This is a genomic window from Janthinobacterium sp. GW821-FHT03C10, from assembly GCF_059420865.1.
In genome coordinates this window covers 235,824-248,080 of the sequence record NZ_JBWKUN010000010.1, presented here as the reverse complement: position 1 = coordinate 248,080, position 12,257 = coordinate 235,824, and the positions used below count along the sequence as shown (strand labels likewise).

General features: G+C 64.9%; 8 protein-coding genes and 1 pseudogene. 5 read left to right on the top strand and 4 right to left on the bottom strand.

The window, feature by feature from the left end; genetic code table 11:
• From AC07VH_RS27245 to AC07VH_RS27225, 5 genes and pseudogenes are all read left to right on the top strand, one after another.
• Window positions 1-1,080: pseudogene (locus AC07VH_RS27245) on the top strand (DNA polymerase III subunit gamma/tau); the annotation flags it as partial.
• Window positions 1,081-1,120: 40 nt separating this feature from the next.
• On the top strand, window positions 1,121-1,447 hold the full coding sequence (locus AC07VH_RS27240) for a YbaB/EbfC family nucleoid-associated protein (protein ID WP_034759121.1): 327 nt from the start codon (window positions 1,121-1,123) through the stop codon (window positions 1,445-1,447).
• A 47-nt stretch (window positions 1,448-1,494) separates the two neighbouring features.
• The gene (gene recR, locus AC07VH_RS27235; protein WP_070291397.1) at window positions 1,495-2,085 is read left to right on the top strand and encodes a recombination mediator RecR; all 591 of its coding nucleotides are present in this window, start codon (window positions 1,495-1,497) and stop codon (window positions 2,083-2,085) included.
• A 7-nt stretch (window positions 2,086-2,092) separates the two neighbouring features.
• Window positions 2,093-3,313, top strand: a complete 1,221-nt coding sequence (locus tag AC07VH_RS27230; RefSeq protein WP_494789317.1) for a CaiB/BaiF CoA transferase family protein — start codon at window positions 2,093-2,095, stop codon at window positions 3,311-3,313.
• A gap of 150 nt (window positions 3,314-3,463) precedes the next feature.
• On the top strand, window positions 3,464-4,597 hold the full coding sequence (locus AC07VH_RS27225) for an esterase-like activity of phytase family protein (protein ID WP_494789316.1): 1,134 nt from the start codon (window positions 3,464-3,466) through the stop codon (window positions 4,595-4,597).
• On the opposite strand, the gene AC07VH_RS27220 is transcribed toward AC07VH_RS27225, so the two are convergent.
• From AC07VH_RS27220 to AC07VH_RS27205, 4 genes are all read right to left on the bottom strand, one after another.
• Window positions 4,566-6,725 (bottom strand): putative bifunctional diguanylate cyclase/phosphodiesterase, encoded by a 2,160-nt coding sequence (locus tag AC07VH_RS27220; RefSeq protein ID WP_475414102.1) that lies wholly within the window; start codon window positions 6,723-6,725, stop codon window positions 4,566-4,568. The two genes, AC07VH_RS27225 and AC07VH_RS27220, sit on opposite strands and share 32 nt — an antisense overlap.
• Before the next feature lies 1 nt (window position 6,726).
• On the bottom strand, window positions 6,727-9,609 hold the full coding sequence (locus AC07VH_RS27215; RefSeq protein WP_494789315.1) for a hybrid sensor histidine kinase/response regulator: 2,883 nt from the start codon (window positions 9,607-9,609) through the stop codon (window positions 6,727-6,729).
• A 370-nt stretch (window positions 9,610-9,979) separates the two neighbouring features.
• On the bottom strand, window positions 9,980-10,180 hold the full coding sequence (locus AC07VH_RS27210) for a YbdD/YjiX family protein (RefSeq protein ID WP_010396213.1): 201 nt from the start codon (window positions 10,178-10,180) through the stop codon (window positions 9,980-9,982).
• A complete protein-coding gene (locus tag AC07VH_RS27205) occupies window positions 10,180-12,240 on the bottom strand; it encodes a carbon starvation CstA family protein (RefSeq protein WP_489628333.1) in 2,061 nt (686 codons plus the stop codon). The genes AC07VH_RS27210 and AC07VH_RS27205 overlap by 1 nt, the downstream gene beginning before the upstream one ends.
• Between the last annotated feature and the right edge of the window lie 17 nt (window positions 12,241-12,257).

Below are 12,257 nucleotides of genomic sequence, written 5' to 3'. Positions count from 1 at the left end.
GGCCAGTGTCGAGCCGGCATTGATATTGCCTGCATCGCCACTGCCGCCGCCAGCATGGCCCGCAGCGAAGCGCCGCCGCCGCGCGCAGCGGCGCCCGCGCCGGCACCCGCACCCGCGCCTGTAGCAGCCCCGGCACCGGCAGCGCCGCCGCCCGCCGCGCCTGTTCCTGCGGCTGCCCCGGCGGCATCGGGCGCCCCGATCAGTTCCGCCCGCGCCGCCATCAATGCGGCGCTGGAAGCGGCCCGCGCCGCCTCGAAAGGCCGTCCGGGCAGCGCGCCGTCGGCGCCATCGTCGGCGCCCAAGCCGGCGGCTCCGGCACCGGCCGCCGTAGTCGCTACGCCAGCTCCGGCAGCGCCGGTCCAGGCAGCACCGCCGCCACCGGCCGCCGCGCAAGCGCCGGCGCCGTGGGACGATGCGCCGCCCGTGGCCGTCATGGAAGCTCCGGCGCCCGTGCAGCCGGCGCGTCCCGCCGCGCCGCCGCCACAGCAGCAAGCAGATGACGACTTGCCGCCGTGGGTCACCGAATTTTCCGACGACAGCGCCTCGGCCGCCGTGGCCGCGCCCGCCGCGCAGGGCAGCGAGCAGCCGGCCGTCGTCATGCCGCAGCGTGCCGCCAAGCAAGCCGCGCCCAGCGGGCCGTATGTGATCACGCCCGTGCCGGGCCTGGACTGGGACGGCAACTGGCCGGCCGTGGCTGCCGTGCTGCCCTTGCGCGGCGTGGCCCAGCAGCTGGCCGTGCAGGCCGAGCTGATCGAATGCCTGCACGACGGCCACAGCACCACGTTCCGCCTGCGCGTGCCGATCGACACGTGGCGCAGCCCGGCCAACGTGGAAAAGCTGGCGGCCGCGCTGAGCGAACGCTTCGGCCGCAAGGTGAACGTCGATACGGAACTGGGCGCCGTCTGGTACACGGCCAGCGCGGAAGCGCAGGCCCACCGCGAGGCGTGCCAGCTTGCCGCGGAGGCAACCATCGCCAGCGATCCCTTCGTGCTCGACATGAAGCGTGCATTCGACGCTTTTGTTGTGCCGGGAACGATTACCCCTGCACCGGCCGGCTCCGCCGCGCCGACCCTGCATTGATGATTAACACACTCACAAACTGAATTAACGGAGCATTCTCATGATGAAAAATCAACTGGCTGGCCTGATGAAGCAGGCGCAAGCAATGCAAGACAACATGAAAAAGGCCCAGGAACAACTGGCGCTGGTGGAAGTGGAAGGCCAGTCCGGCGCCGGCCTCGTGAAAATCGTCATGACGTGCAAGAACGACGTCAAGCGCGTCTCCATCGACCCGTCCTTGCTGGCCGACGACAAGGACATGCTGGAAGACCTGGTGGCTGCCGCCTTCAACGACGCCGTGCGCAAGGCGGAAGCGACGTCCGCGGAAAAAATGGCAGGCTTGACCGGCGGCATGAACTTGCCAGCCGGCTTCAAAATGCCATTCTGATGCAATACCGCATGCGCTCGATCTGTGGCACGGGGCAAGGTTGATCCATGTCCAAGTCGCTTGAATTCCTGACCGAGGCGCTGCGGCGCCTGCCCGGCGTCGGCCCCAAGTCGGCGCAGCGGATGGCGTTTCATTTGTTGCAGCACGATAGGGAAGGCGCGGCCATGCTGTCGCGCGCCCTGTTCCAGGCCGTCGATGCCGTGCATCACTGCGGCCTGTGCAATACCTTTACCGAACACGAAGTGTGCGAGACCTGTCTCGACGAAGAGCGCGACAAGCGCTTGCTGTGCGTGGTGGAAACGCCCGCCGACCAGCTGATGATCGAGCAGACGCTCACCTACAAGGGCCTGTATTTCGTGCTCATGGGGCGGCTGTCTCCGCTGGACGGCATCGGCCCGAAAGATATCCACCTGGAAAAATTGCTGAACCGCGCCAACGATGGCGTGGTGAGTGAAGTGGTGCTGGCCACCAACTTCACGAATGAAGGCGAAGCGACGGCCCATTACATCAGCGAAATGCTGAAGGCGCGGGGCTTGCGCGTGAGCCGTTTGGCCCGCGGCGTGCCCGTGGGCGGCGAACTGGAATACGTCGACGCGGGCACGATTGCCCGCGCGATGCTCGACCGCAGGGCAACCTGAGTACAACATGACAGACGTTTCCGCATCTTCCGGCCCCCTCCAAGGAATCAAAGTCCTGGAACTGGGCACCCTGATCGCGGGGCCGTTCTGCGCCCGCATGCTGGCCGAATTCGGCGCCGACGTGATCAAGATCGAGTCGCCCGATGGCGGCGACCCCATCCGTACCTGGCGCGTGCTGAAGGATGGCACGTCCCTGTGGTGGTCGGTGCAGGCGCGCAACAAGAAAAGTCTGACCTTGAACCTGAAGGCGCCGGAAGGCCGGGCCATCGCGCGCCAGCTGGCCCTGGAAGCGGACATCATCATCGAGAACTACCGTCCCGGCGTGCTGGAAAAGTGGGACCTCGGCTACGAACAGCTGAAAAAGGAAAAGCCGTCCCTGATCATGGTGCGCCTGTCCGGCTTTGGCCAGACGGGACCGATGAAGGATTTGCCCGGTTTCGGCGCCATCGGCGAATCGATGGGCGGCTTGCGCTATGTGTCCGGCTTTGCCGACCGTCCGCCCGTGCGGGTCGGCGTGTCGATCGGCGACTCGGTGGCCGCCCTGCATGGCGTGATCGGCGCCATGATGGCGCTGCGCCACCGCGACGTGACGGGCGGGCGGGACGGCGGGGAAGGGCAGATGGTCGACGTGGCCCTGTACGAATCCGTGTTCAACCTGATGGAGTCGCTGGTGCCCGAATACGACCAGGCGGGCGTCGTGCGCGAGCGCACGGGCGGTTCGCTGCCCGGCATCGTGCCCTCGAATACCTACACGACGGGCGATGGCGAAAATATCGTCATCGCGGGCAACGGTGACGCCATCTTCAAGCGCTTGATGCTGGCCATGGGCCGCATCGACATGGCGGGCGACCCGCAGCTGGCGCGCAACGACGGCAGGGTGGCGCGCACGCAGGAGATCGACGACGCCATCGGCGCCTGGTGCGCCACGCACACGATAGCCAGCGCCTTGGCCGTCTTGACGGCGGCCGATGTACCGGCCGGGAAGATCTACTCGGTGCGCGACATGCTGAGCGACCCGCAATTTCTCGCCCGCGACATGTTCGAACAACACCATTTCGCCGACGGCACGCCCGTCAAACTGCCCGCCATCAGCCCGAAGCTGTCCGCCACGCCGGGCAAGACGCAATGGCTGGGACCGGCCCTGGGCCAGCACAACGACGAGGTGCTGGCGTCGCTCGGCTATGACGCCGCCGCCATCGCGCAACTGAAGGCCGGTGGAGTGGTATAGGGCGGGTAGGGCGGGTAGGTCGGATTAGCGGCGTAGCCGCGTAATCCGACACTACCACGCCACGTTACCGACACCACCAGCCAAGCCAACAATGTTGTCGGCTTACGCGCTTCGCGCTAAGCCGACCTACGCAACTCACTGATACCTGTCATGCATCGATTTTTCCGTACCGCGCTTGTCCTGGCATCCAGCACTATCCTCCTCTCCGCCTGCGCCAGCTTTCCCCACGACGCGCCGATCGCCGGCCTGCGCCTGATCGGCGAACAGCGCATCGCCTTGAAACAGTCGTTCGGGGGCACCACGGTGGGCGGCTTGTCCGGCATCGACTACGATGCGGCCAGCAAGAGCTGGGTGATGGAAAGCGATGACCGCTCGGAAATCAATCCGGCCCGTTTCTACCGCGCCAGCCTCAATTACGACAGCGGGAGGTTCTCCGCCGTGACCTTCAACAGCGTGCACTTCTTCACGCAGCCCGACGGCAGCCGCTATCCGAACCTGGCCCATGCAAAACTGGAGCGGGGCGACCAGGTGGCCGATATCGAAACCATCCGCGTCGATCCGCAGGACGGCAGCCTGTGGTACGGCAGCGAAGGCAACCGCAAGGTGGGCTTGCATCCGTTCGTGCGTCATGCGGACCGCGATGGAAAATTCCTCGCGACCTTGCCCACGCCTGCCATGTTCAATGTCTCGAAGGAAGAAATCGGCTCGCGCAACAACATGACGTTTGAAGCGCTGTCGTTTGCCAGCGATGGCAAGAGCTTGTGGCTGGGTATGGAAGCGGCCCTGTACCAGGACGGCCCGCTGGCCACGCCAGATCGCGGTTCCGTGGTGCGCATCACGCGCCTGGACCGCACCGGCAAGGTGCTGGGCCAGTTTGCGTATCCGATCGAGCCGGTGGCGTCGCGGCCCGCGCCGGGGCGCGAGGCGGACAATGGCGTGTCGGAAATCCTCGCCGTCAACGACCATCAGGTGCTCGTGGTGGAGCGGGCCGGCGTGTCCAACGCGGACGGCCTGTACACGAACCACGTGCGCGTCTACGAAATGGACACGGATGGCGCCACCGATATCCAGGCCATGCCGGCCCTGGCGGGCGCGACTTATGTGCCGGCGCGCAAGCGATTGCTGCTGGACCTGGAAAAAATCGGCCTGGCTAGAATCGACAATATCGAAGGCATCAGCTGGGGCCCGCGCCTGGAGAACGGCCGCCGCAGCCTGGTGATGATTTCCGACGATAATTTCAATCCGCAGCAAGTCACGCAAATCCTTGTCTTCGAAGTGCTCTAGTTTCCAGGCTGGCCAGCTGGCCCGCCTGCCTGGCCAGCATGGCCGTGATCGTGTCGTGCGGCGACGGGCGGCCTAAAAAGTATCCCTGGGCCATGTCGCAGCCGTATTCTTCCAGCATCAGCAGCTGCTCGTCCGTTTCAACGCCCTCGGCCACCACCACCATTTTCAAGCCATGCGCCATGGCGATGATGGCGCGCGTGATGGCCGCGTTTTCCGTGTCCTGCGGCAAGCCGGCGATAAAGCTCTTGTCGATTTTCAAAGCCCGCACGTCGAAGCGTTTCAGATAATTCATCGACGAGTATCCCGTGCCGAAGTCATCGATCGACAGGTAGACGCCGATGCCGCGCAATTGCTCCAGGGTCACCATGGTGGCGCGCGCGTCGTCCATCAGGGTCCCTTCCGTCAATTCCAGTTCCAGCAGGCGCGCATCGAGGCCCGTGTCGGCCAGGGCCGAGAGCACGATCTGCATCAGGTTTTCATCCTTGAATTGCTTCGCTGACAGGTTGACGGCCATGCGGATGGCCCGTCCGCCATCGCTTTGCCACGCCTTGGCCTGGTTGCACGCCGTGCGCAGCACCCATTCGCCGATCGGCACGATCAGCCCCGTCTCCTCGGCCAGCGGGATGAATTCCGTGGGCGAAATGATGCCCCGCTCGGGATGGCGCCAGCGGATCAGCGCTTCCACGCCGACGATCTGCGTGCTGGGCACGTCGATCTGCGGCTGGTACAGCAGATACAGTTCGTTGTTCTGCAAGGCCTTGCGCAAGCCCACTTCCATCTTGACGTGGCTCATGATTTCCATCGTCAGCGAGGAACTGTACAGCTTGGCGTTGTTCTTGCCGCAGTTCTTCGCGTGGTACATGGCCGTGTCCGCATATTTCAACAGCGAGTTGCAATCCTCGCCATCTTCCGGATACAGCGAGATGCCGATGCTGGCCGTGACGAAAATCTCGTGCCCCTCGATCATGAAGGGCCGGCGCATGGCTTCCTTGACCCGGTGCGCCACGTTCAGCGCGTCCTCCACCTTCTCCAGGTCGGGGATCAGAATCGTGAATTCGTCGCCGCCCAGGCGCGCCAGGTTGCTGCCGCCGGAGGATGCCTCGAACTCGTGTTCGGCGCGCAGCACCAGGTCGCTGGGGCGGATGGTTTCGCGCAGGCGCTCGGACACCACCTTGAGCAGATGGTCGCCCACGTCGTGGCCCAGGGTGTCGTTGATGCGCTTGAAGGCGTCCAGGTCCATGAACAGCACGGCGAATTTCTTGTCGTGTTCCTTCGAGCGCAGCAGTTCCCGTTCCAGGGTTTCCAGGAAGGCCTGGCGGTTGGGGATGCCCGTCAGGCTGTCGCAATAGGCGAGGCGGCGGATCTGCTCTTCCGTGCGCTTGCGCTCGCTGATGTCGCGCACCAGGCCCAGCACCTCGTCGGCTCCCGTCGCCACCAGGCGCGCCTCGAAGTGGCGCGTGCTGTCCTCGTGCGTGAGCGTGTAGTCGACCGAGCCGATGTGCTGCGTGGCCAGCACGGCGTGCGCCTTGTCGAGCAGGCGCGCGGCGATTTCGGGCGGCAGCACGTCGCGGATATGGCTGCCCACGCAGTCGCTGATGGAAAAGCCGGCGCTGGCGTCGTGACCCTGTTCGTAGTCGAGATAAAAGCCTTCTCGGTTGAGGCGGAAGAAGGTGTCGGGGATGGCGGCCAGCACGGCGCGGTTGTGCGCGTCGGCGATGCGCAGGCGGGCGATGGCGTCGCTGGCGCGCAGCACGTACAGCACGCGGTGCCCCAGGATGGGCCAGTTGATGGGCTTGGAAATGAAGTCGGTGGCGCCCACCTCGTAGGCGCGCGTGACGGCTTCCAGTTCGTCGCCGCCCGTCACCATGATGATGGGTACCGTGCCGCCCACTTCCTGGTGGCGGATTTCGCGGCAGACGGCAAAGCCGTCCATGGCCGGCATGTCGACGTCGAGCATGACCAGGTCCGGCCCGCTGTGCTTGTAGCTGGCCAGCGCCTGCACGCCGTCTTCGGCCTCGATCACGTCCAGGCCCACCTGCGTGAGCATCTGCCGCATCAGCAAGCGCATCACGGGATCGTCGTCGGCCACCAGCACCAGGCCGCGGGGAGGGGAGAGGGGCGCTGTCATGTCAGTGTTCCTTCATGAGGATGGCGTTCAGCGATTCGCGTACGGCCAGGAAGGCTTGCTGCATCTGCTGCAGCAGGGCAGCCGCGCCCTCGGTGCTGCCGGCGCGGCCCAGTTTTTCCATCTCCTTGCACAGCTGCGCCAGGCCATCGGCGCCCACGTTCGCGCTGCCCGATTTGAGGCTGTGCGCCACCTTGCGCAGCGCTTCCGCATCCGCGCCGGCGATCGCCTCGCGCATGGCCGTCAACTGGCGCGGCGTTTCGCCGACAAAGGCCTGGATGACGCGTTCGAGCAGCGCATCGCCGTCGGCGTGCGACAGGGCGCGGATGTTTTCCAGCGCTTGCCGGTTCAGCGGCTGGACCGATGCCGTGGCGGCGGAGGACGGCGTCACCTCGGGCGGCGGCCCGGGCGGCGCTTCCTGCGGCGCTTCTTGCGGCGTCTGCGGCTCCTGCGCTTCGCTGTGGTGCACGGTGGCCGCGCGCGGCAGGGTGATCCAGCGCGCGATCGTGTGGCCCAGGTCCAGCTGCGTGAACGGTTTGCTCAGGTAATCGTCCATGCCGGCCGCCAGGCATGCTTCGCGGTCGCCCTGCAGGGCATTGGCCGTGATGGCGACGATGGGCAGCACGCGCGCGTGGCCGCACTGCTGTTCGTGGCGGCGGATTTCTGCCGTGGCGGCAAAGCCGTCCATCACGGGCATCTGGCAATCCATCAGGATCAGATCGAAATCCTCGGCCTGCGCCGCCTGCAGGGCTTCTTCGCCGTTGCGCGCGCAGACCACGTCCAGGCCCAGGCTGTCGAGCATGGCCAGCGCCACTTCCACGTTGACGGGATTATCCTCGGCCAGCAGCACGCGGCGGCGCTGGCGCCGGCCCACCTGCCGTGCCGCGTGCGGCGGATGGACGCGCATGCCCTCGCTGGCGCGCGGCGGCGTGACGATGCAGTCGAACAGATCGCATTCGCGGGCCGGCTTGATCAGCTGGAAGGCCACGCCCGCCTCGCGCCGCTGCACGGGATCGGCCGCCGCCTGTTCCGTGCTCAGCAGCAGTAATTTGAGGTCGGCCAGCAGCGGGTCGCTCTTGATGGTGGCGGCCAGGGCCAGGCCGCTGGTGCGCGGCAATTCCATGTCGAGCAGGGCCACGCCATACGGCGTGCCCGCCTGCGCGGCCGCGCGCAGCTTGGCCAGGCAGTCGCTGGCCGTGCCGGCGCTGTCGCTGACGATGCGCCAGCTGGCCAGTTGCCGCTCCAGCACGGCGCGCGTGGCGGGTGTGTGGTCGACGATCAAGGCGCGTAACCCTCGCGTGGTTTTCAGGTTGAAGGACGGGTCGTCGCTGTCGACGCGCCGCTTATCGAAATTTACTTCGAACCAGAAGATCGATCCTTGCGTTAAAGCATTATTAACGCCGATAGTGCCGCCCATCAGCTCCACCAGCTGTTTTGAGATCGTCAATCCCAGGCCCGTGCCGCCGTGCTTGCGCGTGGTCGAGCCGTCCGCCTGCGAGAACGATTCGAAGATGCGCGTCTGCGCTTCGCTCGACACGCCGATGCCCGTGTCGTGCACCTCGAAGCGCAAGCCCACGCTGGGCGCGTCTTCGCTGCACACGGTCACTTTCACGGTGACCTTGCCCGTTTCCGTGAACTTGATGGCATTGCCCAGCAGATTGACGATGATCTGGCGCAAACGGTTCGGATCGCCGCAGATGGCGATGGGAATGTCGTAGGCGATATCGAATTCCAGGCTGATATTCTTCGCTTCCGCCTGCGGCGCGAACACGTGTTCTATGTCGTCGAGCAATTCGCGGAAATTGAAGCGGATGTATTCCACGCTCAGCTTGCCCGCCTCGATCTTGGAGAAATCGAGGATGTCGTTGATGATCACCAGCAAATTCTGCCCCGAGCGCTGGACCATGCTCGTGTAGTGGCGCTGCTGCGGGCTCAACGGACTGGCCAGCAGCAATTCCGTCATGCCCAGCACGCCATTCATGGGCGTGCGGATTTCATGGCTCATGGTGGCGAGGAAGGAACTCTTCGCCTGGCTGGCCGCCTCGGCCGCATCCTTGGCCTTTTCCAGCTGCGCCGTGCGCACGCCCACCTGGCGCTCGAGCTGGTCGCGGTAATTGGCCAGGGTGCTGTCGCGGCTGTCGATCTGCGCCAGCATGTCGTTGAAGCTGTCGATCAGCACGCCCAGCTCGTCGCTGCGCTGGTGCGCGATGCGGTGGCTGTAGGTCTGGCTGCTCGACACTTTTTGCGCCGTATCGATCAGCTTGGTGATCGGTTCGGCGATCACGCTCTTGAAGCGCCGCGCGAGGAACACGGCGATCAGGAAGGACAGCACGGTGGCGCCGCCGATGGCGCCCACGTGGCGGCCGATGTCGCGCCACATGTGGTTCAGGTCCGCCTCGATCAGCACGGCGCCGATGATCTGCTGCGGTTCGCCTGGCCGGTAGACGGGGCGGTACAAGCGCATGGCGGGCGCCAGGGTGGTGCCCGAGCCTTGCGTGACGGGCTGCACGGCCATGTCGGCCAGCAGGGCCGGGTCCATGTCTTCCGGCGCCGCCAGGCCGTCCGCATGCTGCGGCGCGCGGTACAGGGCAAACAGCCGGCCGCCCCGGTCGAACAGCGCAGCCTGGGCGACCTCGTCGCGCGCCGACAGTGCCGCCAGCACCTGTTCCGCCTGCGCCTGCGCCGGCTTACCCAACAGCATGGGCGCCGCGCTGGCCGCGCCGATCACGCCCGCCAGGGACAGCAATTGCCGGCCTTCATCGTTCTTGTGGTTGAGCACGGAAGTCAGCGCAAACGCCACGAACACCAGCAGCAGCGCGCAGCCAGACGACAATACCGAAATCATGGTCAGCTTCTGGCTGATGCTGGAGCGTTGGAAATTGAACATGAATTCGCTGCTTCCCCGGTCGCCCGTTGACTGTTATTTAATTCCTATTGGAAAAATATAGACGCGAAGACACATCCCGATATTGATGTGGGTCTAAGGGAGGAGAGGGGAGGGGAACTTATACGAGATGAAACAACGGAGGGCAGCACGTAGGTCGGATTAGCGCGGCAAAGCCGCGCGTAATCCGACAGCATCACCGGCCAACGATATTGTCGGATTACGCGCTTGCGCGCTAATCCGACCTACGCAACTGACCCTGGTATTTGCTTTTGGGGATGCAATTAAACCCCTGAAAGGCCGGGGTCAGACCCAGGAGGGGGAATGTGTCCCAATGGGGCACATTCCGATCCCGAAGGGACTGACCATACTATTAACAACAACCTCCACGTTTTCCGGCCCCGCCGTAGCGGGCTTCCTGCCGTTCGCGGAAGAACTCTTCATACGTCATCATCGGCTCGCCGGGATGGGTCACTTCCCGGTGGGCCACGTAGGTGTCGTACTCGGGCAAGCCGCACATGAGCCGCATGCTTTGCCCCAGATACCGTCCAGCCTTGATGATTTCATCGATCATCATTGCACCGTGGGCATGGCCTGGAACGGCGTTTCCTTGGTGCTAGGCTTGCTGTCGGCGCGCGCCTTCAGGATGGTGCGGATGCCGAAGAACAGCACGCTGATCACGACGATGACGAAGAAGGCGGCCAGGCCGGCATCGAGGTAATCGTTGAAGATGATCTGCTGCATCTGCGCCACGGACTTGGCCGGCGCCAGCAGGGTGCCTTCGTCGAGGGCCGCCGAGTATTTCTTCGCATGCGCGAGGAAACCGACGCGCGGATTGGCGTCGAAAATCTTTTGCCAGCCCGCCGTCAGGGTGCACAGCAGCAGCCAGATGGTCGGCGTGATCGTGACCCATGCGTACTGGCCTCGTTTCATCTTGAACAGCACGCAGGTGCCGAGGATCAGCGCGATGGCCGCCAGCATCTGGTTGGCGATGCCGAACAGCGGCCACAGGGTGTTGATGCCGCCCAGCGGGTCGACCACGCCCTGGTACAGGAAGTAGCCCCAGGCCGCCACGCACAGGCCCGTGGCCAGCAGGTTGGCGATGACGTTTTCCGTCTGTTTCAGCGCTGGCACGAAGCTGCCCAGCAAGTCCTGCAGCATGAAGCGGCCCGCACGCGTGCCCGCATCGACGGCCGTCAGGATGAACAGCGCTTCGAACAGGATGGCGAAGTGGTACCAGAAGGCCATCATGGCCTTGCCGCCGATGGCGCCGGACAGGATCTGCGCCATGCCGACGGCCAGGGTCGGCGCACCGCCCGCGCGCGAAATGATGCTGTGCTCGCCAACGTCCTTGGCCGTCTGCGTCAGCATCTCCGGCGTCACATAGAAGCCCCATTGCGAGATCGCCTGCGCGGCCGATTCGGCCGTGGTGCCGATCAGGGCGGCCGGGCTGTTCATGGCGAAATAGATGCCCGGCTCGATGGTCGAGGCGGCTACCAGGGCCATGATGGCCACGAACGATTCCATCAGCATGGCGCCATAGCCGATGAAGCGGGCGTGGCTTTCGTTTTCAATCATCTTCGGCGTGGTGCCCGAGGAAATCAGCGCGTGGAAGCCGGAAACGGCGCCGCAGGCAATCGTGATGAACAGGAAGGGGAACAGATTGCCCGACCAGACGGGGCCGGAGCCGTCGATGAACTTGGTCATGGCCGGCATTTTCAGGTACGGCGCGACGACGATGATGCCGATGGCCAGGCCCAGGATCGTGCCGATCTTCAGGAAAGTCGACAGGTAGTCGCGCGGCGCCAGCAGCAGCCACACGGGCAGGACGGAAGCGATGAAGCCGTAGCCGATCAGCATCCACGTCAATTCCGTGCCCGTGAACGTGAACATCGGGCCGAGAACGGCATGTTCCTGCACGTACTGGCCGCCGATGATGGCCAGCATCAGCAGCACAAAGCCGATGATGGAGATTTCGCCGATGCGGCCCACGCGGATGAAGCGCGAATACACGCCCATGAACAGGGCGATGGGAATCGTCGCCATCACGGTGAAGCTGCCCCAAGGCGAGCCCGTCAGCGCCTTGACGACGATCAATGCCAGCACGGCCAAAATGATGACCATGATCATGAAGCAGCCGAGCAAGGCGATCATGCCGGGAATTTCGCCCAGTTCAGCCTTGATCAGGTCGCCCAGCGAGCGGCCGTCGCGGCGCATGGAAATGAACAGCACGATGAAATCCTGCACGGCGCCCGCGAACACCACGCCCGCCAAAATCCACAGCATGCCGGGCAGATAGCCCATCTGCGCGGCCAGCACGGGGCCGACCAGGGGGCCGGCGCCGGCAATCGCCGCGAAATGGTGGCCGAACAGCACATATTTGTTGGTCGGCACGTGGTCCAGGCCATCGTTGTGCTTGAACGCGGGCGTCATGCGGCGCGCGTCCAGGCCCAGCACCTTGTCGGCGATGAACAGGCTGTAGAAACGGTAGGCGATCAGGTAGACGCAGACGGCGGCGATGACGATCCAGATCGCGCTGATCGGTTCGCCACGTTGCAGGGCGACAACGCCCAGGGACCCGGCGCCTGCCAGCGCAAGCGCTGCCCAGCCGAGCTGTTTGAAAATGCGGTTCATGCTTCCTCCAGAGATGT

What these genes read in the sequence shown, in the direction of transcription:
- AC07VH_RS27215 (WP_494789315.1), bottom strand. Translation starts at nt 9,609, where the DNA reads ATGTTCAATTTCCAACGCTCCAGCATCAGCCAGAAGCTGACCATGATT.
- recR (WP_070291397.1), top strand. Translation starts at nt 1,495, where the DNA reads ATGTCCAAGTCGCTTGAATTCCTGACCGAGGCGCTGCGGCGCCTGCCC.
- AC07VH_RS27230 (WP_494789317.1), top strand. Translation starts at nt 2,093, where the DNA reads ATGACAGACGTTTCCGCATCTTCCGGCCCCCTCCAAGGAATCAAAGTC.
- AC07VH_RS27220 (WP_475414102.1), bottom strand. Translation starts at nt 6,725, where the DNA reads ATGACAGCGCCCCTCTCCCCTCCCCGCGGCCTGGTGCTGGTGGCCGAC.
- AC07VH_RS27210 (WP_010396213.1), bottom strand. Translation starts at nt 10,180, where the DNA reads ATGATCGATGAAATCATCAAGGCTGGACGGTATCTGGGGCAAAGCATG.
- AC07VH_RS27240 (WP_034759121.1), top strand. Translation starts at nt 1,121, where the DNA reads ATGATGAAAAATCAACTGGCTGGCCTGATGAAGCAGGCGCAAGCAATG.
- AC07VH_RS27205 (WP_489628333.1), bottom strand. Translation starts at nt 12,240, where the DNA reads ATGAACCGCATTTTCAAACAGCTCGGCTGGGCAGCGCTTGCGCTGGCA.
- AC07VH_RS27225 (WP_494789316.1), top strand. Translation starts at nt 3,464, where the DNA reads ATGCATCGATTTTTCCGTACCGCGCTTGTCCTGGCATCCAGCACTATC.